Source organism: Margalitia sp. FSL K6-0131, from assembly GCF_038008735.1.
Lineage (GTDB): Bacteria > Bacillota > Bacilli > Bacillales > Bacillaceae_C > Margalitia > Margalitia shackletonii.
Map to the genome: position 1 here is coordinate 322,766 of NZ_JBBOZS010000001.1, position 25,287 is coordinate 348,052.

Below are 25,287 nucleotides of genomic sequence, written 5' to 3' on the forward strand. Positions count from 1 at the left end.
CCACGATAGCGGTCACAATACTCGATGAATTGTTCCCGTACATCAATACTATTCCCGATTACGGTCACGATACATCGTGAAATGTTCCCGATTATCAACGTCATCCATAATTATGGTCACGATACTTCGTGAATTGTTCCCGTTCCACAACGTCATCCACGATAGCGGTCACAATACTCGATGAATTGTTCTCATTCATCAATACCATCCACAATTACGGTCACGATACTTCGTGAATTGTTCCCGTTCCACAACATCATCCACGATAGCGGTCACAATACTCGATGAATTGTTCCCGTACATCAACACCATTCACAATTGCGGTCACGATACATCGTGAATTGTTCCCGTACATCAATACTATTCCCGATTACGGTCACGATACTTCGCGAATTGTTCCTGTTCAGCAACTTTATCCTCATTCGTGGTCACGATACTTGATGAATTATTTCATCAACCCCTTCCTCATTAATTATCCAACTTTTGAACTACTAAATAATTGGTTCAAAAGTTGGAAGGAAATAACATTTGTGCTTCGAAATTATCATAATAGTCAAAAATCCAGGAGGCGCGTTATTTTATGAAAAAAACAGGAATGAAGCTTGCGTGCACAGGTATTGCCTTAGCGTTGCTCACGTTAGGAAGCAGCCAATCTACTTTTGCAGAAAAGCAGGGTATTCAAAAGAAACCATTCGCTAACACACTAGCTGTTGCGAAGACGGAGCAATTCAGCAAAACGGATAATCCTATTTCGATTGGTGTACCTATTACGGTTCCTTCTACAAAACCAACCGTTGTAAAAGTGTTGAATAAGGAACAGTTCGGAAATGCGAAACCACCTGTGAAGAGTGAAGTGAAGCTTCCTTCCGGTAAGTGGGGGAAGGTCATCTTAACGATTACGGGAACGCAAAAGGGTAGACAGTATGATCGACTCTTTCAAATTTGGGCGGGTTCCTCGCAAATATTTGTCGGCGTGACACCTGAACCAACTAAGGACGGGATAGAGTGGAAAATTCAAAAGGATGTAACAGAATATCTGCCGGTTCTGCAAGGCAAACAAGTGCTAACTACAAAGCTGGAAAACTACGTAAATGATACATACACTGGAATTCCTGAAATGTCTATTCAGTTAGAATACTATCCTGAGGAAAAAGGCAAAAAGAATAAGCAAGCAGATCCGTTGAAAATAAAAACACCGGATAAAATCATTCCAATCACAAAGGATGCAGCACCTTTTTATATGTACGAAAAGAATTCCTCCATGGATGTTCCGCTAGATTTACCGAAAGACATCAAAGGAGCTTATCTGGATTTATATGCTGTACCACAAAATAATGATGAATTTTGGTGGTCGTTGCAGCCGGACTTCCGTGAAATTGAGGTGTATATTGATGGGCAGCCAGCAGGAGCAGTTTGGCCTGAGCCGACATTATATACAGGCGGGGTGAATCCATATTTATGGCGTCCTATTCAAGGGATCCATACTTTAGATATGACGGCGTACCGTGTGAATCTAACACCATTTGCAGGACTGCTGGGCGGAAAACATACACTGAGTATCAAAGTGAATCAGCATATTGATTACTGGTTGATGAGCGGATCGTTATTTTTATATCAAAATAATGGAAAGCCTACAACCGGAAAAATTGTGAAAAACACGTTAACATTCCCGACAGAATCGGATAAAACAAAAACGGATCTATTTGGTAATGACAATAATTTATTTGGAGAGAACGCAAATAAGAGTTATGAAATTCAAGGGGTAATTGATGCAAAGGGAGAGCACTATACATCTACCATTCAGGCATCACGCAATAATACAAGTGATCAAACAAATTACAATGAGGGCGGGGTCCAGATTGTTCACAACGCACAAGTTGTCACAATGGATGAATCATTTGCAAAGAAAGGTCAAAAGGCAAGCACGAAACATACAGAAGAAGTGTACACACTTGATTGTGGTTCAGGCTACATGCCAACGCAGGACGGTTCTTCCTTCTTATTGCCGTCCAATTTAACACAATCCTTGCATGTATACAATGTCCTAAATGGACCTGAATGGAAGTCTCCATACGAAAGCACCCTATATTTAAACACACAAGGATATGCATCACTTTATCGTTCAAAATCGGATACAGCTCAAGGCGCCACTACTGCAGTTGTTGATTTTAAAGACTCCAACGACCGATCCTACCATCAAGTGCTGATGTCGCATGGAGGAACGGTGACTTACAATTTGGAGCTAGGATCATTGTCTAAAAAGGAGAATTAACCGATAAAAAAACCTGTTTTTGAAATGTAAAAACAGGTTTTTGTTTTATATATAAATTGAATTTTGGTAATAATTTTCCACTCTATTTCCCATATTAAAATATTCCAAAAGCAGATATAATTAGGCAGTAAAACATAAAATAAGGGGAAAAATCAATTCAATGAAAAAATTTATTAGGGGGAATAAAGCAAGAATCATATTAGTTTTAATAATAGCTTGTATCTTTTGGTTTATTTGGTGGGTTAATTCACCAGAAAAAATTGATTTTGCAAATAATATAGATAATGAAACACATCAATTAATGGATGAATCCAATGTTTTAAAAACAAATCAAATATCATATTTTAGTTTTGATCAAATGGAGGAAACAGAACATTACAAAGTAGCTATTTTCAGAGGAAAGGATAAAAGTATATATGATTCCTTTGATCTTATTTTAAATGAAATTTTACAAAAGGCTCCTGCTGTATATTTCGGTTTCTTTACTCCCATTGATGAAGGTGAATATACGATGAGAATACAAGATGACTGGGATGACATAGTGGCAGAGGGTGATTTTAAAATTGTGAAATAATGAATCATAAAAAAATTTCGGTGGTATTGTCTTAAAGAGTTATATTTTTATAAAATATATTCAAAAACAGGTTTAATTTTCACTACATATAACTTTGGTGTAACCGAAAGAAGTCTCTACTTCTATTAATGTTGTCCGATCATTATCAAAACACTGATTTATTTTAAGTAAGTTTGCTAGATGATTACTTCGAATTTGAAAAATCTCCGTTACGAAAAAAGCCAAAATTGCCATGGTTCCGATGATAAAACAAGCATCTTCGTTTTGTTTTGCTTCAATTATTTTCGCTCCCTTTTAAACAACAATATACAATAGAAAAAGTAACACATGCCTGCAATGAGTATAGAAATAAAAGTAACACAATAGAGAGTGGAAAAGGTTCCGTTACCAACAGGTCCCAATCTAGGTTTATTCATTTCGTACATAGAAATGAGAGATATCAGAATCATACAAAAGGAGATACAAAGAATAATGTATTTTTCCATAAGGAACTCCTTGTAAAAGGAAAGTGAATGAGTAGTAATGAGGAATTTCTATACAATATTTCCATTTATAATTAAAGACTGGTATATTTTAAATATTGCCACTATAATGAAAATATGCGTAGTAAAGGGTGAAGAAATGCAAAAAAAGGTTGGATTTTTCGTATATGATGATTTTGCTATATGGCAGGTTTCGCTGCTACTAAAGTTTTTAACAGATGCCGATTATCAGATTGAGACTCTATCGAATAATGGCGGTTTGGTATCTACTGATGGAGGAGTTTTGGTTCATACAGAAAGTATTGGGCATAAAAATCCGAATGAATATGACTTCCTACTGTTCCCTGGAGGGAGGGTGACCAAGGAATTGGTAGATAATCAACATCTGAAACAATTTTTACAAGAGTTTAATGGATTTATTGCTGCAAGTTGTGCCTCTTCAGCAATCGTAGCGGGTGCTGGCTTAGTGAAAGGTGATTTTACTACGATGCCTCCTATTAAAGAAATATTTTCAGAGTACTTTACTGAAGGAAATTACACGGATACCGACATTGTGGTCGGTGAAAAGCTGATTACTAGTAAAGGATCCGCCCATTTCGAATTTATGATGGCGGTTTTAGAGAAGAGTGGACTTATGGAAGAAGACCCAAGATTGAAAAATATTGCATTAAAACTTTCAAGAAATCAAACTCTAATTAATAAGTAGTATTGAAATAACACTAAAAGGTGTTATAATGAACGTGACACCTTTTAGTGTTATAATTTCTTTGGAGGTTTTATTCATGACATTACCAGATATTAAACACACTGTCCTTTTAAATGCACCAATTGATAAGGTATGGAAAGCAGTTGCAACTTCAGAGGGAATTGCAGCGTGGTGGATGGACAATACATTTGAGCCGGTCCTTGGAAAAGAATTTGTTTTGCATGCAGGACCATATGGGGATTCTCCTTGTAAAGTAACCGAACTTGAGCCTCCCTATAAAGTTGGATTTGATTGGGGAAAGGATTGGCATCTAACGTTTGAATTAAAAGAGGTAGATGGGAAAACAGAGTTTACACTTATTCACTCTGGCTGGGATGAAAACAAGGTTACCGAATTTAATCAACCGCATACGGTTATCCGTGGCATTATGGATGAAGGTTGGGCTAAAATTAAAGAAGGTAAACTTGTATCTTATATAGAATCACTAAAATGAAAGATACCGTTATAAAACACGATGTCTTTCAAGCGGTTGCCGACCCAACCCGGCGCAAGATGTTGATATTGCTTGCTGATAAGGAAATGCCGATTGCTTCCATTACCGAACAATTTCCTCTCAGCCGTACCGCGGTCAATAAACATCTGCATGTTCTGGCAGATGCAGGTCTTGTTCAAAGTAAAAAAGTAGGGCGTGAAATAAGGTACAAGCTCCAACCTGAACCATTGAAGGAACTTCAAAAATGGCTAAGCTTTTTCGAAAAATATTGGGCAGATAGACTTTCGGCACTCAAAGAATTTGTTGAAAATGATGAAGAGTAAAATAAGAGGATGTTTTCATCCTCTTAACATTCTAAAACAAATGGAGGAATGGAAATTGCCTATAAAAAACTATGGAGTTTTAAAAGGAAAAGCAGTCAAAACGATGTTGGGCAGCAACGAAAAGCCTCATTTTCAAGTGCTTATTGTGGATGAAAATAGAATAGAGTACCGGATTGCCATTAATACAAAATCTCAAGATTATCCCTCAGAAGTATTATATTTTGTAGGTGAGAATTTCAGATCGGAAGAAATTACAAAGTTACCAGATTTAGAGTTTGGTTTTACCCCTATACAAAATAATCATCCTGATATTGGACTCGATTATATAAGAGGTCATTTATTAGATCGATCCCAAATGATCCCTCTGCCAACTGATGAAGATGGTCCTAATAATGATTTAAACGATAAATTTCAGTATTATTTTAAACAAGCTATTGATACAAATGCTATTGTTTACGCATTTGGGCAAAGATGGGGTCCGGAGCAAAATCAGCCCGATCAGTATTTTGGATTTACACCTGGAAATGGGATTCATGATATTCATATGAACCAAGGAAATGAGGGCCATTGGAAAAAGGATAATGGGATATGGCAAGATGGGGGAATTCTCCTGCATTTTGAACAAGAAAATAGGTGGGTGGCGATATTTCTAGCTTTCCAATCACAATCCTGGTGTACCGATGACAATGGAAATGCCATGCCATCTGCAGAACATGTTAAGTAAAATCACCTGTGTTAAATTTCTTCAACGTTATTTCACCATAAGAAAGTTCCCGATTGCATATTATTCTACATTAGATTATATAAATAAATAGTTTTAGAGATAAGTGGGGGTGGGTTTTCATGGAACATAACTATAAGATTAGAAAAGAATTATTGGAAAGTGTAAGTGACTTATCGGATCAGCAGTTAAATACAACGCCTGAAGAAGGCAAATGGTCTATTATGCAGAATTTGGAGCATCTATATTTGATGGAGAAGGTTGTTGTACAAAGAATGACTCAAGAATTGAAGTACAATACTGAACCAACTTCGGAAGTACCTATTAATATGTTGTTAAATCGATCAAAAAAGATCGATGCGCCAGAATTTTTAAAGCCTTCCAACGAATTTACTTCATTAAAAGAAATGAAAAGCAAGCTTGATGAATCTCGTGAGGCTTTAATAAATTTTGTTTCGCATACATCTGAGGATGATTTGGCGAATAGAGCAATGGCTCATCGTTTATTTGGAATGTTAAGTTTGAAACAATGGGTTAAATTAATAGGATATCATGAACAGCGCCATTTAGAGCAAATTAAGGAAGTAAAAGAAGCAATGCAATTTTAAGAACCATCGCCAAGAATGCAGGTATGAATTCTTGGCGATGGTTTTTTTATAATTTCGATGGTTCATAGCATGCTGAATGTGTCCTTCAATCTGTTCGAGTAACAATTAAGTGACATTTGAACAATATTGCAGCCCCATTCAGCAGCCCTTTAGCTACTTATTTAACCGTATTAGCCACTAAAGATGCATACACATTTGCACCTTTTGGATTAAGATGAACACCATCAGGCTCAAAGTAATCATTATGATTGGCACTAGCAGAAAACCAGTTTACAAGAGATGTATTAGGATATTTTGCAGTTACCGAGTTCAGTGTAGTGTTCACAACGTTTTGCCAAGGTCGTGGAACCCGAGTATTCACAAATATGATTTTCTTATTCACTCCAATGGTCTTAATCATGGTTTCTAACTGGCCATTTGTAAAAGGACCATTTGTACCGAGCTCGATAATTACTACATTGCCCAATTCCCCGTTATTTTTCATTCGTTTAACTACGTCTAACGCTTGGTACATTTGCCTGCCTATTTCTGCATCTATCTTCATGGATGGAAACATTTTTTTTAAATAAGGTTCTACGTCGACCAAAATGGAATCCCCAATAGCTGTTATGGTTGAATTTGATTTTGGAGGCGGTGTGCCTTGGGTATTTTGATTGCTTTTTTGGACAGTTTGTTGATTTACTTTCTGATCTTCTTTCTTAGTCACTTTGTTTTCTGTAACTTTTTGTGATGGTTGATTGACTTTGTTATCACTTGGTTTTATCTGTACAGGACTTTTTCTCTTTTCCGTTGATGGCGAAGTAGAAGTTTCTTTACTGGCGACATCCACTTTCTGTTTTACATCATGATTATTCCGTGGTTTTTCAACAACAGTCATTTTCTTCTTTTCAGTATGGACTTTTGTGTGTTTTGGGGGAGCGACCGTTTTACTATTCGCTTTCGCACTCGGTTCATTCGAAATCACGAGTAATGAAATAAGCAATACTGCGGATACTCCTATAAAAGCAAACGCACGTCTGAAGGACATCTTGCCCAGCGTTTTCCACATCACACCAAATCCATTTTTTCTGATAGGATTTTCAATAAATTTATAGGAAAGGGATGAAAGTAAAATAATAAGTCCAATTTGAAATATACTTCTAACGATAGATATTCCCTCTGTATTGACGGCAGGTGTTGTTAGCATAATAACCGGATAATGCCATAAATAAATGCCATAGGATCGCACTCCTAAAAATCGCAGGGCTTTCACATCAAAAATTCTGCTGATGCTGCTTGCAGGATGGACAAGGGCAGCCAGCAAAAACGCAGTTACGATTGACAATAGAACCATTCCGCCTAAATATAAAAAGCTTTCATATTGGTTGGTTCGTACTAGCATCCAAAGTAAAACAAAAAGTCCGAGTCCCCCAACTAAATTGAGAAAAAAGCGTGATGCTAAAGGTACTTTTGCAGCTAATTTTTGGCTAGGCCAACATAGGGCCAGAGCAGATCCAATTAATAAAGAAAAGGCGCGGGTATCCGTTCCGTAGTATACTCTGCTAGGATCCATACCTGGCTGATAAAGGATGGCCATTGCTATACCGGAAAGGACGGCAGCAAGTAAAGTTAATATTAGTACGGACCGTTTTGATAAAAACTTTAACCCGATTACAATGAATAATGGCCAAAGTAAATAAAATTGTTCTTCCACAGCTAATGACCAAAAGTGAGTAAGCAGGGAAGGAGAACCGAAGCTTTCAAAATAAGAAACATGGTGAAAAATATACCACCAATTACTGAAATACAAAGCCGCTGCAATAATGTCTCCCTTCAAAGTATCTAAAAAATGGCGGTCAAATAAGATGACCCAGCATGAAATCACGATAAGAAGGGTGAACATAGCTGGCAGTAGACGCCTCGCTCTGCGATACCAGAAGTTTTTTAAATCGATTGTTCCTTTTCTGTCTTTTTCTGTGACAAGAAGATCGGTAATAAGGTATCCGGAAAGTACGAAAAAAACACAGACTCCTAGAAAGCCTCCAGATGCCCATCCAAAACCGAGATGGTAGAAGATGACGGCGAATACGGCTAACGCCCGTAAACCATCAAGTGAATGAATGTATCGTTTAGTATTCATTAAATGAGTTCCCTCCTTTATGAAGTAAAACAAGTTGTATGTATGGACAATAAAGGGAAACGATAATGAAAGAAGCCGTTCAAAATACTTTACATTTTTCAACGAAAGCCGAAAATGCTTATTTTCTATATTAATAGATTCCTTTCATCCATCTCTCCACGAATATTGCTCAAATTAAGACATGTATATTACAAATATTACATTTATATTACTGATGTATCAATAGTTTTTGTTAAAGTTTTACTAGTTTTCTATTTCAAACAAAAATTATTTACAAATGCGGGTTGAAAATGATGAGAGTAATGTTAGGCAGTTGTAACAACATATTTTTACAGGGATAAACTTTTCCATCTATCCCTGTAAATGTGGGTTTATCGAATATACTCATGTCCAACCAAAACTTTTGAAATAACATCAGTCGGAATGACAAATTCCACTACTCCCATATATCCAGGTGCAACATCGTATTTATCAAAAGAAATGACCAGTTTATGATCCTTGTTTATATAGAAGTTTTGATTAGCGGAAATCTTCTTAAACATATCTCCTGGCATAATATCTTTGTCTCCTGTGCCGCTTACCCAATAAATTTTATCCGGGTCCTCCTTCATTTGATGACGCATTTGATCCTGAATATTATTACTGATTAATTTTATATAACTGTCGTCCTTGAATAAGCTTGGTAAGGTGATTAGCACTTGATTTTTTTTATCAATGGTGTCGTATTTAAATGTTGTAGAGGACGACCCTACTGTGTTGACAACGTAACGGCCGATGGAGAGGATTTGTTCGTCATCCGTTTTTACAACATAACCGCTATCAACTCCTAGGTGACCGCCACCTTGTTTTTTTAATTCGCTAACCTCCGTTTTAAAATCCTTATATAATTTTTTGTTTTCCTCTAAATATTTTTGATTTAAGCTATTCTCTAGACTTTTATTTTCCAGATTTTTAATACCCGGTGTTTTGATATGTGCATTGTATGTTTTGTCGTCCACATTCCATTCCTTAAACGTAATTACCTTCACGACGCTTCCAACTACTGGTATGTCGGATAATGTTTTTGCAAATGTAGGGCTTGTGTTTACGCTGGCAATGAAAATGGCTGCAGCGGCTGCTGCTCCTAAAATCCATTTATAGGTGCGTGTGGGTTGTTTCGGCTGTTTTAGTGCCTTTTGCACAATCTCATCAAGTTCAGCCGGAATAGGGATATTTTTATATTCACTTCTTAATTGCTCCAATTTCTTATCCATCCAAAATTCCTCCAGTAACGTGTTATTGTAACTTAATTCGCAGCATATCCAGTGCTCTGTATAACCTTGTTTTGACCGTGCTTTCCTTTTCACCAAGGACTTCTGCGACTTCTTCAATTTTTAAATCCTCGAAAAATCGCAAGATGATGACACTGCGATACTTAACGGGCAATTCCTCCAGCGATTTTTCCAAATCCAAATGCTTGTAAACATCTTCTTTGCCTGAGCTATAATAATCTAAAGTTTCTTCATCGACGAAGGTAACCTTTTTCTTTTTACGCAAAAAGTCTAAGGATGTATTGACAACGATTCGGTAGAACCAGCTTTTGACGGACTGGGCATCCCGTATAGAATCTTTCGCCAGAATCGCCTTTTTTATAGAATCTTGAACAATATCCAAAGCATCCTCTGAATTTTTGACATAACTATAAGCCAGTCGATAAAAGTCTTCTTTATTTTCTGTAACGAACTGTATAAAATAGTGGTCCAACTTGCTTTTCATTGAAAAAAGAGCTCCTTTTTCTAAGATACGTATCTGTTTGGTGTTACGGAAAATAGACGTGCGGTGAGGATAAAAAGTTTTAAGCTTTTTTTGGAAATTTTATTTTCATTTGTAAGTATAAGAATGTGTAAACTTTATTAGTATAAAAATTATTTAACAGTGTAGTCACTGTCCAGCTGCAACGCCTATCCGCTAGCAGATGAGCAAGGCGATTGCGCTTTTCCTGTAATACATTAAGTAAGAATAATTTAGAAAGGATTTTGTTTGAAAGAAAGAGAATACGTTTTTAAGGGTAATTTTTTATAAAGGATGTGAAAAGTGCGAGAAGTGCGCACTCTATAGAATGAAGATAAAACTAATTATTGCCGATGATAATTCTTTTATTCGGGAGGGGATGAAAATCATCCTCAGCACGTATGATGAGTTCGAGGTTTTAGCGACCGTAGATGATGGGAAAGAAGCAGTTGATTATTGTAAAAACAATGAAGTTGATGTTGCTTTACTAGATGTTAGAATGCCGAATATGAATGGCGTAGAGGCAACGAAGCTCCTAACAGAGCAAACAAACACAAAGCCTTTAATTCTAACGACCTTTGATGATGATGAATATATCATGGATGCGATAAAGAACGGAGCGAAGGGGTATTTGCTAAAAAATACAGAACCGGAAGTCATTCGGGATGCCATCAAGGGTGTGTATAAAGGAAATAGTATTATACAGGATGTGGTGCTGGAGAAAATAAAGTCCAATTTGGCAGAGTCTAAAAATCAGGAATCGAAAATTGATACGAGTTTGTTTACGGAAAGAGAGCTTAGTATTATGTCACTTATTGCAAAAGGACTTTCCAATAAAGAAATTTCAAAGCAGCTTTTTATTTCGGAAGGGACGATTGCGAATTATATTACGTCGATTTTAAATAAAACGGGTCTTGGGCACCGTACGCAAATTGCCATTTATTATTTAACAGGCAAAGTAGAGCAATGAGGGAATTAAAATGGAATTATGGATGATTTTCAGCAAATTAATTATTATGGGGTATATTGCTGCAGTCTATGTTCAATCAGGCAGCCCTCATTTGCCCTGGGTTGTTTTTTCCCTGCTTGTTTATTTTAGTGTGAGCATTGTGACCTATTTGTTTAAAAGGGATATAGTTAAAAAGCTGCTTATGCTAGTGTCCATTATATTAGTAGTTATTTTCTGTATCCAAATCGATCCGCACTTTATGCTGCTTCTGCCTATCAGTATCTTTGAGTTAGGGAATTACTTTATGGAAAAAAAGCCATATTTGTTACTCATAACCCTTATTCCGGTTATATATATGAAGGGGAATATGTACCCTGCATACGGAATGGTAACCCTACTGAGCTATATGGTATTTCGAATGGGAGTTATTTTTACCAACAAACTGATAAAATACGAACATCAGATGGATACGATGCGAAGAAGTCTGCAAAAGCTATCGAAAAGTTTGAATGAAAATCAAGAATACATAAGGCAATCAGAATATACTTTTAAGCTGGAGGAGCGGAACAGGCTTTCCCAAGAAATCCATGATAAAATTGGCCACTCCATGACTGGCGCTCTTATTCAAATGGAAGCCTCTAAGCGTTTGATGGGCATAAATCAGGAAAAAGCGACGGAATTATTGCAAAATGCCATCAATATCTCGAAGGAGGGAATTGAAAGCATTCGAGTTACCTTGAAAAATATGAAGCCGCCCACCGAACAGATGGGTATTCACCGAATGAAGCTATTAATTGATGAATTTTCATCGAAACATCAGCTGGACACTTCCTTTATTTACAAGGGGAATCTGGAGGTTATCGCCCCAATTCATTGGAAAATCATACAGGAGAACATTACCGAGGCTTTGACGAACACCTTAAAATATTCGGATGCTACACATGTTTCTATAGAACTTAATGTTTTAAATAAAATCATAAGAGTCGAAGTGAAGGATAATGGCAAAGGCGCTGAAAAGGTGAAAAAAGGCCTTGGAATCAGGGGAATGGAAGAACGGACTGCCGCTATTAACGGAAAAGTGATAGTGGATGGGATGAATGGGTTTTCGGTGACGACATTGCTGCCTATTTAATTAGTAGCTTTAGGATAGCGGACACCAGTTCCTTTATGTGTGACAAAACGGGCTGAATCCTTATGTTTGCGGACAGAGATTCCGTTATTTTTGCAATAGGGAGGTTATTTTCTCTTTTTTTACGCAAATAACGGAATCTCTGTCCGCTTAGTCATTAAATTAGGGTGATTTTATAAAGATAACGGAACCAGTGTCCGTTTGTTTTTATATTTAATATTTTATTAAAACAAATACCTCCCTCTTCTAAAGGAAATACTGTACATAAATTTACTTTTGTGAAGAGGAGCGTATATTCTTAGATGATGAAAAAACCGGTTATCGGCATTACTAGTTCATCCGTTCATTATAATGGTCATGAAAGCTCAATGCTGCCTATTAGTTATTGTGATGCAATAACTAATGCGGGTGGCATCCCTGTTATTATTGCTGTTGCGCCAGAAGAAATGGCAGAACAATGGTTAGATGTATGCGATGGAATTATTTTAAGCGGGGGAGAGGATATGGATCCGTATACCTACCATGAGGAACCTCATCCGCAGCTGAAAAAAACCATAATAGAACGGGATCAGTTTGAAATAGGATTAGTACACGCTGCAAGAAAACGAAAGGTACCTATTTTGGCGATTTGCAGAGGGGTGCATGTCGTAAATGTAGCACTGGGCGGCACCATCTTGCAGGATATTGAAAGTATTGTTCCTAATTGTATTCAGCATACGCAAAAGGCATCCAGTAAAACCCCTTCTCATTCCGTTAAAATAGAAGGAAATAGCTTTTTATCCACTATACTTGGGACACAGGAAGTGAGGGTGAATAGCTTCCATCACCAAGCAGTGAACACCCTTGCTCTCGGATTAAAGGTCACGGCGCGGGCACATGATGGAATATTAGAAGCTATCGAAGCAATAAATATGGAAGAAGGTTGGATTTTGGGAGTTCAGTGGCATCCGGAGGAAATGGGGACCAATTACCAGATGGATCAACTATTTGCTGAGTTTATAAAAGCCTGTGAACTAGGCAAATAACTCCCGCGAAAAAACTCATATGAAAAACATGAAAATTCTCATGTGAAAACAGTGAAGGAATGCACTTATGGAAGTGTGTTCCTTTTTCTATAATAACATCATAAGCGCATTAATAGATGTCTAGCTGCAGCGCCTATCGGCTAGCGGATTTCTAATCGAGAGGAGAAAAAACATGAATGTGTTAGAAATAAAAAATTTAACGAAGAAATTCGGTGACTTTATCGCGGTAGATAATATGTCTTTAAAAATTGAAGAAGGTGAGATCTTCGGATTTCTGGGTGCAAACGGAGCAGGTAAGAGCACGACTATCAATATGATATCCGGACTATTAAGAAGCAACGAAGGGGTTATTAACATCCTTGGGAAAAACGCCGCAAAACATAGCCGGTTTGCAAAAATGAATATCGGGATTGTTCCTCAGGATTTGGCCATTTACGAGGATTTAACCGCATTTGAAAATGTTCGTTTTTTTGCGGGGCTGTATGGCCTGCGTGGGGCGGAATTAGATGCTCGTGTAAAGGAGGCGCTCGAGTTTGTCGGATTAAGTGATAAGCATAAAGGCTATCCAAAGAATTTTTCCGGCGGGATGAAAAGGCGCCTGAATATTGCGTGTGCCATTGCCCACCGACCAAAATTGATTATTATGGATGAACCAACTGTCGGGATTGATCCGCAATCCAGAAACTATATCCTTACCTCAGTACGCAAGCTTAATGAAATGGGAAGTACGATCATTTACACAAGTCATTACATGGAAGAAGTAGAGGAAATCTGTACTCGCATTGCTATTGTGGATCACGGCCAGATCATTGCGGAAGGAACAAAGGAGCAATTGAAATCCATCATCACGAATACAAAGGATATTTGGATTGAAGTGAAATCGGCGGAGGGTCTTGATCCGAACACGTTGCAAGCAATCAATGGAGTGGAAGCAGTTCAAATAGAAGACAATGTAATTAAAATCAATAGTGATGCCGGAGTGAACAATTTAAATAAGATCATTGAACAGTTAATGAAGAACGGTGCAGAAATACGTTCATTAGAAGAGCAGGAACCAAATCTGGAAACAGTGTTCTTGACGTTAACAGGGAGAAACCTGCGTGATTAATAGAAGGGAGGGATAATGAGTGAACATTGTGAACATCTTTTTAAAAGAGTTAAAGCAAACTTTTCGGGATTTCCGGATGTTTGTGTTCATGATTGCATTTCCAATTGTGTTTATGTTGGTACTTGGGATGGCATTATCAAATGCATTCAGTACGAATAAGATTTCAATCGATAACATTCATGTTTTATATAAAAATCAGGGGAATAATCAATTAGCTCAAGCCTTTGAAACATTTAAAAAAGAAACAAATAAATCCGGGATTCACTTTAAAGAGACAAAAGGGAATGTAGATGGAAAGAAAGCAGTAAAACAGAATGATGTTGACGGTTATGTGGAGATTTCAAACACTGGAATCAAATTATATGAAAGTGACCGGAATAGTATTGAGGGGAACATTATTCAAGGAATGTTGACCGCTTTTGTAGATAAATACAATGTTGCCATGTCGGTAGCAAAGGTCGATCCGAGTAAAGTGAATATGGTTCTTGCATCAAATCACTCCAACCAATATATAAAAGAAACTTCCTTACATGCTACAAAATCTCCTGGAGCGATGGACTACTATGCGATTGCCATGACGACCATGATTGCTCTTTATGCTGCGTTGAATGGTAGTTCCTTAATGAATACGGAAATAGCAAGGAAAACGGGGGACCGACTTTTAGTATCTCCTGCTCGTAAAAGCGACATATTTTTAGGAAAAGTGTTTGGAAGTATCACAATAAATTTTATCTTTATTGTCATCGTTGTTTTATTTAGCAAATTTGTTTTTAAAGCAAATTGGGGAGACCATTTGGGGGTTGTGCTCCTTATTTTGTTAACAGAAGTGCTGATGGCTGTCAGCTTCGGGCTTGGTGTAAGCTATATCACCAAAACAGGCGGAGCGGCCCGAACCATTGTGATGATTGTCATTCAAATAGCCTCCTTCATTGGTGGTGCTTATTATAAAATCGACTATGCAGGCAATATTCCAAAACTTTCACCGTTATCTTGGGCAATTGAAGGAATTACCAAGGTGATTTATGCGAATGATCTTGCGGCAGCCATTCCTTCGATAACTTTGAATATCGGGATAACGATTATTATGATGCTGATAGCGGTAGTATCTTTTCAAAGACGGGAGGGGTTATAAATATGAAGGATATATTTTGGTTAGTGAAAAATATGCTGAGAGTAACGTTTAAAAGTAAAAAAGGAATTCTGTTATATATATGCACTCCTCTTATTGGAATATTTATCTCCTTCCTTTCCTATGGGGGTTCAGGTGGAACGACACTACAAGTTGGAATTGTCGATCATGATCATCAAGCTGTAACAACAGATACCATTAAGTTTATAAAAGGCTTAGAGAATGTGAAGGTGAAAAACATTAAGGAATCTGATGTATCGGATCAAATTACGGAAGGAAAACTCGATTGTGTTATTACCCTTGATAAGGGATTTGCTGAGAGTGTTCTTGCAGGAAATCCAAATCATATCAGCATTTCTTCCATAAAAGGCGCAACGGTTACAAGTTATATCAAATCCTATCAATATAATTATATTGATAATATTTCTGCAATCAGTAAGGCTTCTAATGGTGATCAAAACAAATTCGATAAAATGTATGCCGATTACCATCAGCCACAAGTAAAGATGTCCGCAAGTGTATTAAAGGACACGTCAAAGTATAAAGATATGACCAACCAAACGATCGGATATTTATTAATGATTATGCTAATCAGTGCAAGCACCCTTGCGGAAATTATTTTAAAAGAAAAAGGAAATAGAACCTATTACAGACTTCTATCAACACCTATTAATGCCAAAAAATATATTTCGGCCAATATCATCGTGAATCTTTTTGTGATGGTAATTCAAATTATTATTACATTACTTTGCCTTAAGTGGATATTTCACATCAACATCAATATGCCGGTTTGGCAATTGGGCTTAATCCTGCTGATATTTGGATTAGTGGCAATTGGATTTGCACAAATTACGGTAGCTTTTACAAACAGTACAGGCGCATCAGGCGCAATGCAAAACTTATTCATCGTTCCAACCTGCTTATTATCTGGCTGTTTCTTCCCAGCCGAGATTATGCCAAAAGCATTGCAAAAAATATCTGATTTCCTCCCGCAGCACTGGGTATTGGAAACTATTAAGAAATTACAGCAAGGCGCACAATTAGGGCATGTAACATTGAATTTCATGATTCTGTTGGCTTTTGCTGTAGCGTTTTTCTTAATAGCAATCTATAAAATCAGCCGTAACAACAATGTCAGAAATTTTGTTTAAGCAGGATAAGGGGAAGATTCCCTTATCCCTTTTTTATGAAGAGAACTTTGAAAAGATATTGTATCTATTAAATTAATTTACGAGCAGTAGATCTAAAATGAAAATTTATCAAAATGCCCCCAATTCGGTATTTTACGATATATAATTTTTCAGCTTTAAAAATTCCCCTCTGAGACATAAGAACACTTTTTAGACAATATTATCCATAAGGGGTATAACGGTGCAACTTTTTTATTAACGACATAACTTTCTTTAAAACGGTCATTGAACTTTGAGATCTACACAGGCATTCAATTTTGATGGATGCCCTTTTTTTCTTATTGAACGGTCTTGGAAAATTTGCTGAAAATAGAAAGGAATTTACTATACAGTGAGAGTATTTATACTTATCTAAAATGTGTTTTATTCGGTTATAAAATTTTAAAAAAATATTTTTATAGATGTGTCGATTTGTCATTAGCGCATTCGTTGTCTTAATAAATGCAGGATATTTTAAGAAATGAAAATCCGAATGAAGTGATTTTGAATAGGAGGCCATTGTATGTATTCCGTAATCTCAAAAGACGGCACGAAGATTGCATATGACAAAGTGGGTCAAGGACCGGCACTTATTTTAGTAACAGGAGCGTTTAGCTACAGAAAATTTCCAGCTCAAGTAAAACTGGCAAATTTGTTAGCGGAGTATTTTACTGTCTATAACTATGATCGCAGGGGCAGAGGTGACAGCGGAGATACACAGCCATATGACATTGTACGTGAAATAGAAGATCTTCAGGCGATAATGGATGAAGCCGGCGGATCGGCATATGTTTGGGGATTGTCTTCTGGAGCGGCTCTTGCCCTGCAGGCAGCAGAGAAAGGAGCAAACATTACGAAATTAGCTCTTCACGAACCTCCTTTTGTGGTTAACGCTGAAGACCCAAAGCCACCGGGAAATTTTCTGAAGCAAACTACCGAGCTTATTGCCGCTGATAACCGAGCGGAAGCAGTTAAGTTTTTTATGACAAAAGGTATGGGTGCACCTTCGTTTGTTGTAACGATGATGCGCGTAATGCCAGGTGTATGGTCAAAGCTATTGGATGTTGCTCACACGCTTCCTTATGACGCCGCTTTGTTAGATGGTTTTATGGAAGGAAAAGCACTGCCTTCCGAACAGTGGAGGAAAGTTACAGTACCAACACTAGTGATGGAAGGAACGGAAAGCCCTGCCTCTCTTCGCAATAGCGCCAAGGAATTAGCGGGTGTTCTGCCAAACGCACAGCTCCTCAGTAAAAAAGGTCTTGGCCACACCAAGAAACTTAATTCAAAAATGATTTCATCGGAACTTTGTGCATTCTTTACAAGGTAATTCTTTTTTAAAAAACTTTATTTTGATGTCGATATATCCATTTATTATTCGTTGTATATGTAGAAGTGATACAAAGCTTCATTAAAAAACAGGAGGTAATACTATGAGATTTATGATGATTGTGAAAGCGACTACAGATTCAGAGGCAGGTGCACTGCCAAGCAAGGAGCTAATGGAAGCGATGCAAAAATATAATGAGGAATTGGTGAAAGCAGGTGTTTTACTAGCTGCGGATGGACTTCAGCCTAGTTCAACTGGAATCAGAATTTCCTACCCAGAACCGGGAGGTAAACCAAAGGTTATAGATGGTCCTTTTACAGAGGCAAAAGAAATAATTGCGGGATATACACTGATCGAAGTTAAATCTAGAGAAGAGGCAATTGAATGGGCTCTGAGGATGCCGGACCCACACGGATATGGACAGGGAGAAATTGAACTTAGACAGGTATTTGAGGCGGAAGACTTAACGGATAATCCTGAATTACTGGAAAAAGAAGCAGCACTTCGAAAGCGTGTAGAGGAGCAAAAGGCGTGAGTTTGTCCCAAACACATCGAACGATTGATGCGATATGGAGAATAGAATCGCCAAAGGTTATCGCCAGGTTAACCGGAATGGTACGGGATGTTGCGCTTGCAGAAGACCTGGCTCAAGATGCCTTGGTCATTGCGCTTGAACGATGGCCGGAAATTGGGATACCAGAAAATCCGGGTGCATGGCTAATGACAACGGCGAAGCGGCGTGCAATCGATCTTTTGCGGAGAACGAAAGTGCGTGATCAGAAATACGCTGAGGTCGCCCAACATACAACTTTATATACAGAAGAGGACATAGACCATGCTTTGGATGAGGAGATCGGTGACGATCTCCTTCGTCTCATCTTTATGACGTGCCACCCAGTGCTTTCTCAGGATGCTAGAGTCGCCTTAACCCTCCGTCTGCTTTGTGGTCTAACTACAGAAGAAATCGCACGTTCCTTTCTCACCGCGGAATCAACCATCGCACAGCGAATTGTCCGAGCGAAAAGAACGCTTAATGCTAAAAATGTTCCTTTTGAAGTGCCCGTCGGGGATGAACTGAGAGATCGTCTCTCAGCGGTGCTTGAGGTAATATACCTGATGTTCAATGAAGGGTATTCAGCAACAGCCGGGGATAACTGGACTCGACCGTTGCTCTGTCAGGAGGCGCTAAGACTTGGACGGGTACTTGCTGAGATTGCACCGCATGAACCGGAAGTGCATGGATTAGTTGCGCTAATGGAGATTCAATCTTCCCGCCTGAAAACAAGGGTGAACTCTAAAGGAGAACCCATTCTTCTCATGGACCAAAATCGTGCACTGTGGGATCAGCTGCTTATTCGTCGCGGCTTGGCAGCACTTGAACGCAGCCGCAGTCTTGGACATTCACTTGGACCATACTCTTTGCAAGCTGCAATTACTGCTTGCCATGCACAGGCACCGACTCCCAAAGAGACAGATTGGGTCCGAATCGCTGCACTTTATGAAGCACTTTCAAGAGTAATGCCTTCGCCAATCGTAGAATTAAACAGGGCGGTGGCAATATCTATGGCATTTGGACCTGCATTTGGACTTCAGATTGTGGACGAGTTGAATACTAATCCTTCCTTAAAGGGGTATCATTTGTTGCCAAGTGTCCGCGGAGATCTCCTTATGAAACTAGAGAGGTACGATGAAGCCCGGGTAGAATTTGAACGGGCAGCGTCTCTAACTCAAAATGAGCGCGAACGAACACTTTTACTAAACAGAGCGGCAGAATGTGAGAAAAAAACATCGATATAAATATCTTTTAACCTTCTTGTCGATTACATAGTTTCCTATTCGTCGTAATAGTAAGGAAGGAGTTTTGGGAGTCTATATTCCTTAAACTATTAGTATTTACAAGCTTTGTATCATATAAAGTATTTCACAAGTTTAGTATTTGTCTAGCTGCAGCGCCTATCGGCTAGCGGATTTCTCCGTCTTCTCCCTACGATAAGTCAACATCACTCGTGAACGACCTCGCGGTGTTTCCTTTATCTCAGTCGAAGACTACGAAATCCGTACGCCGATGATCAAGGCACTTACGCTTTTCTTACTAGGAGGGAAAAATAATGAGATTTTTGTTGATTGTGAAGGCTACAGCTTACACGGAAGCTGGGGTGGCTTACAGCAAGGAACTCCATGATGCAATGAATGCGTATAAGAAGTCCTTGGCTAAGATTGGCGCACTTCTTGCAGATGAGGAACTTTATCCAAGTTCAAATGGGATAAAAGTAAGGTATCCAATGAGTGGAGCAAAACCACAGGTGCAGGTCGGTCCGTTTCCGTTAAATCAGGATTTCATAGCGGAATATACCTTGATTGACGTGAAATCGGAGGACGAGGCTCTAAACTGGGCTCTACAAATGCCGGTTCCAGTGGGGTACGGTGAGTTCGAGATTGAATTGCGAAGGCTTAAAGAGAAAAGAGAATCTTTACAAGAACCTGGAATTAAAGCATTAGAAGCTGATTTGCATGATCAGCTCAATATGTTGAAAGAATTATAATGCAAACTAAGAAAACCAACTATAAATAAAGGAGATGATGTCAAAATGAATCAAGAAGTAACCGATTTTATTCATTCCATAAAAGAACCCTGGCAAGGAGAATTAGCCACCAGTTTACGTAAAGTTGTCCATCAAGCTATCCCAGATGTAAATGAACGTATCCAATATAAAAAGCCACATTTTTTGAAAAATGGAAAATATGCTGCTGTTATCTCAACATCGAAAGAGGCTGTTAGTTTTACGATTTTTAATGCTTCCTCACTGGATCTACGGGAAGGCATGTTCGATGGGCCACCGGAAAGAAAGACATTAAAGCTGCGAAAAGGGGACACATTTGATTCCGAGCAGCTAGTTTCATGGGTTAGTCAGGCTTCAGTGGGATAAGGGGTCAGATCCTTGTCCCTTTTTTAATGAAAAGGAATACTACCGTTCCTTCTTTCTCTTTACAAAATTGCCCCCAGTCGCAATGATGATAATGATTACCAAAAAAACAGCAGCCCACTTTATAAAGTTTATTTCAGATGACTTTTTATCGCCTTCATATTTTCCTTCTCTTGTTGCTTTTACAAACTTTCCTTTCCCATCTTGAACGGCAATTGCCTCGTCCGTACTAATTCCTTTTATAGAGTAATATTTCGTTCCTTTCTTAAAGACATTTGAAAAGTTTCCGGAATACGTTCCTTCCCTATCTGAGTACTTTGTTACATGCCCGATTTCCTTATCTACCTTTTCTACCTTCTCCTCACTTACAACGTAAATATATCCATTCCAAACAACAAAGGGATATGCCCAATCGGCTAATGATTTTAAAGGAGTTAACAGGAAAAGAAATAACATTGCAAACAATGGTATAGATCGTGCCCTCATTTTATCCCCCTTTAAGACCAGTATTTTCTAAATTATATGGTTCTTCTCCAATTACTAAAACTCCTTTAAAAAAATATAATGTTTTTCTTGAACCCAACGTAACGTTAGGTTGTATAGTTTAATTACCGGTAAAAACTATTCGTACGAATTAGGAGGAGATGATGATGGAAAAGAAACATTGGAAAGTAGGAGAACTGGCGAAACTATCTGGTCTTACGGTCCGTACACTTCACCATTATGACCAGATAGGAATGTTTTCTCCTTCAAAGCATACAGAAACAGGCCATAGGCTATATTCGGATGCTGATTTAGAAAGACTGCAGCAAATCTTATCCTTGAAGCAATTAGGATTCGGATTGGATGAAATTAAAAAATTTATTACAAGCCCGACATTCAGACCATTGGAGGTTATTAAAATCCAACTAGAAAAGCTGAATGAGGACATTCGTATTCAAGAAGAGCTGCGAAGGGAATTAGAACAACTATATGAATTTCTTAACCAACAAAGAGATGTGTCGGTTGAGCGTTTTATCAAATTAATTGAGGTGATGAAGATGACTACTAATAAATATTTTACAGAAGAACAATTGGCGAATTTAAAGAAAAGAAGCGAACAATTTGGGCCTGAAAAAATAAAAGAAGTGCAAAATGAGTGGTCAACATTAATTGAAAGGGTAAGGAAACTTATGGAGAAGAATACTCCGGTTGAGAGTGATGAAGTGCAGGAATTAGCAAAACGCTGGAGAGAACTAACCAATATATTTTCCGGGGGAGATCCAAAAATTGTGGAAGCAGCGGAACGTTTCCATGCGGAAAACCCTAATAATCCGATTCAATTCGGTATAGATGGTCCTTTATATAAATATATCAAGAAAGCTTTAGAAAAATTGTCCTAACCAAATTGGAATGGGGTGAAGGGGCGGGTCCCCCTCTCCCAATTTTTATGCTTATGCAATAGCCCACAAAAAACATAATTTTTTAATTAAGATTTTCTTTTAACCTTTGTATATCTATGTTTGCTGCGAGCAGTTTGTTTTCTCCTTCTTGCTCGATTAAATCTTTTAATTCGTTCAGCACAGGATCAAATGCAGTATGTTTTTGAAGCATAAAGGTCATTTCATGCTCTATAGGCAGCCAAGTGTCAATATTCGCTTCATTATGTTGAATTTGTGCTTCTAATTTATCTAATGCATTTGCAATTTTAGCTTCATATGTTATTTTGTCCTCAAATTCAAACCACAGATGATAAAAAGCTTGGCCATTTTCATCGCCTAATATATCGCGAATTTTTTCAATTGCTTCTATTTCATTTTGTCTTTTTAATGCTTTTTGTTCAGCGTTATCCATGGTATGAAAGGCAGGGATATCTTTTGCATATGCTTCTACAAGATCATGAATGATGATCATTTTTAACAATCGCTCACTATTTACTTTTTGATGCAGATAAGGTTCTATTGCCATGGCCATAAGTGCAACCCGCCAAGTGTGTTCTGCTACACTTTCTCGCCTCCCATTTGAAAGCCAGCTATGACGCAGTTCCATTTTTAGTTTTTCACCTAATTTAATCAATTGAAGGACATTTTTTAGTTGTTGCATGAATAAACGCTCTCCTCATTTACATATCGTTTCGCTAGTTCTTTGATTTTTTTAGCGACGTTCTCTCTATTAACAATTTCATTTGCATACACAGAAACTGGATGATTCCCCACACAAATACTATGCTTAGCATGCTGAAAAAGCTGCTTATCATTTGCATCATTCCCAAATGCAATAAATTCTGTAATACCTAATTGCTGCAACCCCTTTTGTTTATCTATGCCAAGGGGACTTATATCAATTAACTCCTCTGAATGGTGTTCAAATAAAGAAACCGGCATTTTATGTAAAGCCTGTTTCACCTCCGCTGGCGGAGAAAAAATCACCATTTTTGAAATTCCATTTAATCCCTCAAGTGGTTTATTCATCGCTGTTTTATGGGAATCTAGGTTTTTAAAAATCGTATGATCCTCTTCACCCGTAAAACTGTAATCCCAATCACTATCTGCTAGATATTTTAATTGATATGATTCTATCAATTTTTTTAATGCTATCACTATTTCTTGTTTGAAATAGATAACTTCAATTTTCCCGTTTTTAAAAGTAAATGCGCCATTGCCACCAACCATCTTTACGTGATGATATCTCTTGGGCAGTACCGGTAATAAATCACGGATAGGTCTGGCGGAAGCAAAGATTACTTCATGCCCTTTATCCAAGCATTCATCCAAAGCAGAACAAATTTCTTCCTCTATATTCTTTCCAGTAAAGCAAATAGTGCCGTCTATATCAAATACAAAATTCATTATGCTCACCCCTTTTTACATATGTTACAAAAGTTTTGATAGAATGTAGAGGACAGATGTCCCGGAGGTAAAATATGAGCATAAATTTAAAGCAAGCATGCGAACAGTTTAATCTACCAATTCCTTTATCTATTCAGCATTTATTGATGTTACGCACATTCCATGAAAAAGAAATTATTCTTCAATCGGGAAAAGAAATAGACGGGTTATACTTGTTAATAGAAGGTCGGTATTATGTAACAACAAGGGAAGTAACCGGCAAAGAATTATTACTACGTTATTGCAATCCTCTGTCTGTTTTGGGCGATATTGAAATTTTACAAGACTGTACGATTCAATCGGATTGCATCGCCTCAAGTAAGTGTACTTTTATCTTCATTCCACTTTCGGTTTATATAACATATTTGCAAATGGATGGTACATTTACAAAGCTTCTATTAAAAGAACTTGCATATAAATTGCAAACTTGTACTATTTCCTCAAGAGTGAATGCACTAGCATCAGTTGAAGCTCGTTTCGCAGCTTATTTATGTACAATTTACTCGGATTCTTCTACAAAAGATTATATTTTTACATCTAATTTAAATGAGGTGGCTTCATTAATCGGAACAACCAAAAGACACTTAAATCGAATTATCAAAACTTGGGGTGAACAAGATATTATTACTCGAACAACAGAAGGGATTAAAATAATAGATTTTGCAAAACTAGATCTTTATTCTGAGGATATTCGTTATGAATAATAATTTTAAAGTGTAAAAAAGTACATACGAAAACGAAGGAAAAACCGGTGAGAAGAATCACCTCAGTACTTGTGAGCAAAAAGTCATTAACAGGAAAAGGCGTGGCGTTTACCACGCTTTAAAATTGTTCCATTTCTTTCATAATCTTTTTTAAAACCTCAATTGACTCCGGTGTATCATCTTCATATTCTAAGCCATGATTCACTTTTGGAAATAATGTAGACAGGATATTTGGATTCTTTAGCAATTGATTGTATCTGTCCTCAATATAGCAGTAATCATTGTCACCAATAAAGCACAAACCACTATTTTCACTACTGATCATTGCATTAAATACATCATCCCTATGAAGCAACGGGGTTAACCACACGGCTTTAGCATTCTTAAAAATCTCCCTTTTTAATTCAGTGCCCATAGCGATTGTTCCTAAGGACTTACCGACTAGATAATAGTTTTCGTAAGGTGAGTCTCCAAAAATCTTATCAATAACGGTCCTTACATCATATTTAACCGCTTCTGCTAATTCCTCATTACTGAAATCATCATAAAATGAATCATTGTATTGATAATTTATATGTAAAATGTCAAATGATCTGTTTAAAAAAATCTTAGTTGCATAATGAAAAAGCGGTCTTTCAACGGAATATCCTCCCCCTGGGAGGAAAATGGCTAAATTACTAGATTTATTTTCATCCGCATACAAAGAAAAAGGAATATCTTTTTCTTTGTAACCTTGAACGATATTTGTGTTTATTTGCTTCATAAAAACCCTCCTCTACAAGACGGAATATTCAAACAATTTGTATTGATTTTAGCATAAAATTCCATATTTTAATAGAGGAAGCGGATTAAAGGAATTTCCGGAAAATTGTAGTATTACCTATA

General features: G+C 37.5%; 27 protein-coding genes. 20 read left to right on the forward strand and 7 right to left on the reverse strand.

All coding sequences use genetic code 11. The features are described from left to right. Positions 1-580: 580 nt before the first annotated feature. From NSQ59_RS01665 to NSQ59_RS01695, 7 genes are all read left to right on the forward strand, one after another. Positions 581-2,272, forward strand: coding sequence for a peptide-N4-asparagine amidase (locus NSQ59_RS01665; RefSeq protein ID WP_340828789.1), 1,692 nt, complete (start codon positions 581-583; stop codon positions 2,270-2,272). A 160-nt stretch (positions 2,273-2,432) separates the two neighbouring features. After that, positions 2,433-2,846, forward strand: a complete 414-nt coding sequence (locus NSQ59_RS01670; protein ID WP_340828791.1) for a hypothetical protein — start codon at positions 2,433-2,435, stop codon at positions 2,844-2,846. 621 nt (positions 2,847-3,467) lie between these two features. Beyond that, a complete protein-coding gene (locus tag NSQ59_RS01675; RefSeq protein ID WP_340828793.1) occupies positions 3,468-4,034 on the forward strand; it encodes a DJ-1/PfpI family protein in 567 nt (188 codons plus the stop codon). Positions 4,035-4,110: 76 nt separating this feature from the next. Then, positions 4,111-4,527 carry an SRPBCC family protein gene (locus tag NSQ59_RS01680; protein WP_055737954.1) on the forward strand — a complete coding sequence of 139 codons (417 nt, stop codon included), beginning with the start codon at positions 4,111-4,113 and terminating at the stop codon, positions 4,525-4,527. Beyond that, on the forward strand, positions 4,524-4,850 hold the full coding sequence (locus NSQ59_RS01685; protein ID WP_340828796.1) for an ArsR/SmtB family transcription factor: 327 nt from the start codon (positions 4,524-4,526) through the stop codon (positions 4,848-4,850). Before NSQ59_RS01680 ends, NSQ59_RS01685 begins: the two co-directional genes overlap by 4 nt. 55 nt (positions 4,851-4,905) lie before the next feature. Continuing rightward, complete coding sequence (locus tag NSQ59_RS01690) at positions 4,906-5,574, forward strand: YukJ family protein (RefSeq protein ID WP_340828799.1); 669 nt, start codon at positions 4,906-4,908, stop codon at positions 5,572-5,574. Between the two features lie 119 nt (positions 5,575-5,693). Further along, positions 5,694-6,179 carry a DinB family protein gene (locus tag NSQ59_RS01695; protein WP_340828801.1) on the forward strand — a complete coding sequence of 162 codons (486 nt, stop codon included), beginning with the start codon at positions 5,694-5,696 and terminating at the stop codon, positions 6,177-6,179. 157 nt (positions 6,180-6,336) lie between these two features. On the opposite strand, the gene NSQ59_RS01700 is transcribed toward NSQ59_RS01695, so the two are convergent. The 3 genes from NSQ59_RS01700 to NSQ59_RS01710 all read right to left on the reverse strand — a co-directional run bounded on the left by NSQ59_RS01700 (position 6,337) and on the right by NSQ59_RS01710 (position 10,053). Further along, positions 6,337-8,298, reverse strand: coding sequence for an acyltransferase family protein (locus NSQ59_RS01700; protein WP_340828803.1), 1,962 nt, complete (start codon positions 8,296-8,298; stop codon positions 6,337-6,339). A gap of 371 nt (positions 8,299-8,669) precedes the next feature. Beyond that, complete coding sequence (locus NSQ59_RS01705) at positions 8,670-9,551, reverse strand: RsiV family protein (protein ID WP_055737959.1); 882 nt, start codon at positions 9,549-9,551, stop codon at positions 8,670-8,672. Positions 9,552-9,573: 22 nt separating this feature from the next. Continuing rightward, a complete protein-coding gene (locus NSQ59_RS01710) occupies positions 9,574-10,053 on the reverse strand; it encodes an RNA polymerase sigma factor (RefSeq protein WP_055737960.1) in 480 nt (159 codons plus the stop codon). 343 nt (positions 10,054-10,396) lie between these two features. Between NSQ59_RS01710 and NSQ59_RS01715 the strand changes: the two genes are divergently transcribed. From NSQ59_RS01715 to NSQ59_RS01765, 11 genes are all read left to right on the forward strand, one after another. Further along, positions 10,397-11,038 carry a response regulator transcription factor gene (locus NSQ59_RS01715; protein ID WP_055737961.1) on the forward strand — a complete coding sequence of 214 codons (642 nt, stop codon included), beginning with the start codon at positions 10,397-10,399 and terminating at the stop codon, positions 11,036-11,038. A 10-nt stretch (positions 11,039-11,048) separates the two neighbouring features. Then, the gene (locus NSQ59_RS01720; RefSeq protein ID WP_055737962.1) at positions 11,049-12,149 is read left to right on the forward strand and encodes a sensor histidine kinase; all 1,101 of its coding nucleotides are present in this window, start codon (positions 11,049-11,051) and stop codon (positions 12,147-12,149) included. A gap of 299 nt (positions 12,150-12,448) precedes the next feature. After that, positions 12,449-13,171, forward strand: coding sequence for a gamma-glutamyl-gamma-aminobutyrate hydrolase family protein (locus NSQ59_RS01725; protein WP_340828806.1), 723 nt, complete (start codon positions 12,449-12,451; stop codon positions 13,169-13,171). Positions 13,172-13,343: 172 nt separating this feature from the next. Next, positions 13,344-14,279: an ABC transporter ATP-binding protein gene (locus tag NSQ59_RS01730; protein ID WP_340828808.1), complete on the forward strand. Its 936-nt coding sequence runs from the start codon at positions 13,344-13,346 to the stop codon at positions 14,277-14,279. 19 nt (positions 14,280-14,298) lie between these two features. Next, the gene (locus NSQ59_RS01735) at positions 14,299-15,411 is read left to right on the forward strand and encodes an ABC transporter permease (RefSeq protein ID WP_340828811.1); all 1,113 of its coding nucleotides are present in this window, start codon (positions 14,299-14,301) and stop codon (positions 15,409-15,411) included. Positions 15,412-15,413: 2 nt separating this feature from the next. Then, positions 15,414-16,559 (forward strand): ABC transporter permease, encoded by a 1,146-nt coding sequence (locus tag NSQ59_RS01740; protein WP_340828813.1) that lies wholly within the window; start codon positions 15,414-15,416, stop codon positions 16,557-16,559. Between the two features lie 541 nt (positions 16,560-17,100). Next, entirely contained in the window at positions 17,101-17,907 is an 807-nt protein-coding gene (locus NSQ59_RS01745) for an alpha/beta fold hydrolase (protein WP_340828815.1), read from the forward strand. A 103-nt stretch (positions 17,908-18,010) separates the two neighbouring features. Next, positions 18,011-18,442, forward strand: a complete 432-nt coding sequence (locus NSQ59_RS01750) for a YciI family protein (RefSeq protein WP_126648095.1) — start codon at positions 18,011-18,013, stop codon at positions 18,440-18,442. After that, a complete protein-coding gene (locus NSQ59_RS01755) occupies positions 18,439-19,704 on the forward strand; it encodes an RNA polymerase sigma factor (protein WP_340828818.1) in 1,266 nt (421 codons plus the stop codon). The genes NSQ59_RS01750 and NSQ59_RS01755 overlap by 4 nt, the downstream gene beginning before the upstream one ends. Positions 19,705-20,015: 311 nt before the next feature. Next, positions 20,016-20,450 carry a YciI family protein gene (locus tag NSQ59_RS01760; protein WP_340828819.1) on the forward strand — a complete coding sequence of 145 codons (435 nt, stop codon included), beginning with the start codon at positions 20,016-20,018 and terminating at the stop codon, positions 20,448-20,450. Between the two features lie 45 nt (positions 20,451-20,495). Next, positions 20,496-20,834 (forward strand): DUF1801 domain-containing protein, encoded by a 339-nt coding sequence (locus NSQ59_RS01765; RefSeq protein WP_340828820.1) that lies wholly within the window; start codon positions 20,496-20,498, stop codon positions 20,832-20,834. A gap of 39 nt (positions 20,835-20,873) precedes the next feature. Here the strand turns inward: NSQ59_RS01765 and NSQ59_RS01770 are convergent, their stop codons facing one another. Continuing rightward, positions 20,874-21,317 (reverse strand): hypothetical protein, encoded by a 444-nt coding sequence (locus tag NSQ59_RS01770; protein ID WP_340828821.1) that lies wholly within the window; start codon positions 21,315-21,317, stop codon positions 20,874-20,876. A 164-nt stretch (positions 21,318-21,481) separates the two neighbouring features. On the opposite strand from NSQ59_RS01770, the gene NSQ59_RS01775 reads away from it, so the two are divergent. Then, positions 21,482-22,213, forward strand: a complete 732-nt coding sequence (locus NSQ59_RS01775; protein WP_340828822.1) for a MerR family transcriptional regulator — start codon at positions 21,482-21,484, stop codon at positions 22,211-22,213. 82 nt (positions 22,214-22,295) lie between these two features. Here NSQ59_RS01775 and NSQ59_RS01780 read toward each other — a convergent pair whose 3' ends face one another. Both NSQ59_RS01780 and NSQ59_RS01785 read right to left on the reverse strand, forming a co-directional pair. Continuing rightward, entirely contained in the window at positions 22,296-22,913 is a 618-nt protein-coding gene (locus NSQ59_RS01780) for an HD domain-containing protein (protein WP_055737974.1), read from the reverse strand. Beyond that, positions 22,901-23,659 carry an HAD-IIB family hydrolase gene (locus NSQ59_RS01785; RefSeq protein WP_340828823.1) on the reverse strand — a complete coding sequence of 253 codons (759 nt, stop codon included), beginning with the start codon at positions 23,657-23,659 and terminating at the stop codon, positions 22,901-22,903. Before NSQ59_RS01785 ends, NSQ59_RS01780 begins: the two co-directional genes overlap by 13 nt. Before the next feature lie 74 nt (positions 23,660-23,733). Here NSQ59_RS01785 and NSQ59_RS01790 point away from each other — a divergent pair, with 74 nt between their 5' ends. Further along, the gene (locus NSQ59_RS01790) at positions 23,734-24,402 is read left to right on the forward strand and encodes a Crp/Fnr family transcriptional regulator (protein WP_055737976.1); all 669 of its coding nucleotides are present in this window, start codon (positions 23,734-23,736) and stop codon (positions 24,400-24,402) included. A 118-nt stretch (positions 24,403-24,520) separates the two neighbouring features. Here NSQ59_RS01790 and NSQ59_RS01795 read toward each other — a convergent pair whose 3' ends face one another. Beyond that, complete coding sequence (locus NSQ59_RS01795) at positions 24,521-25,165, reverse strand: alpha/beta hydrolase (protein WP_340828825.1); 645 nt, start codon at positions 25,163-25,165, stop codon at positions 24,521-24,523. Between the last annotated feature and the right edge of the window lie 122 nt (positions 25,166-25,287).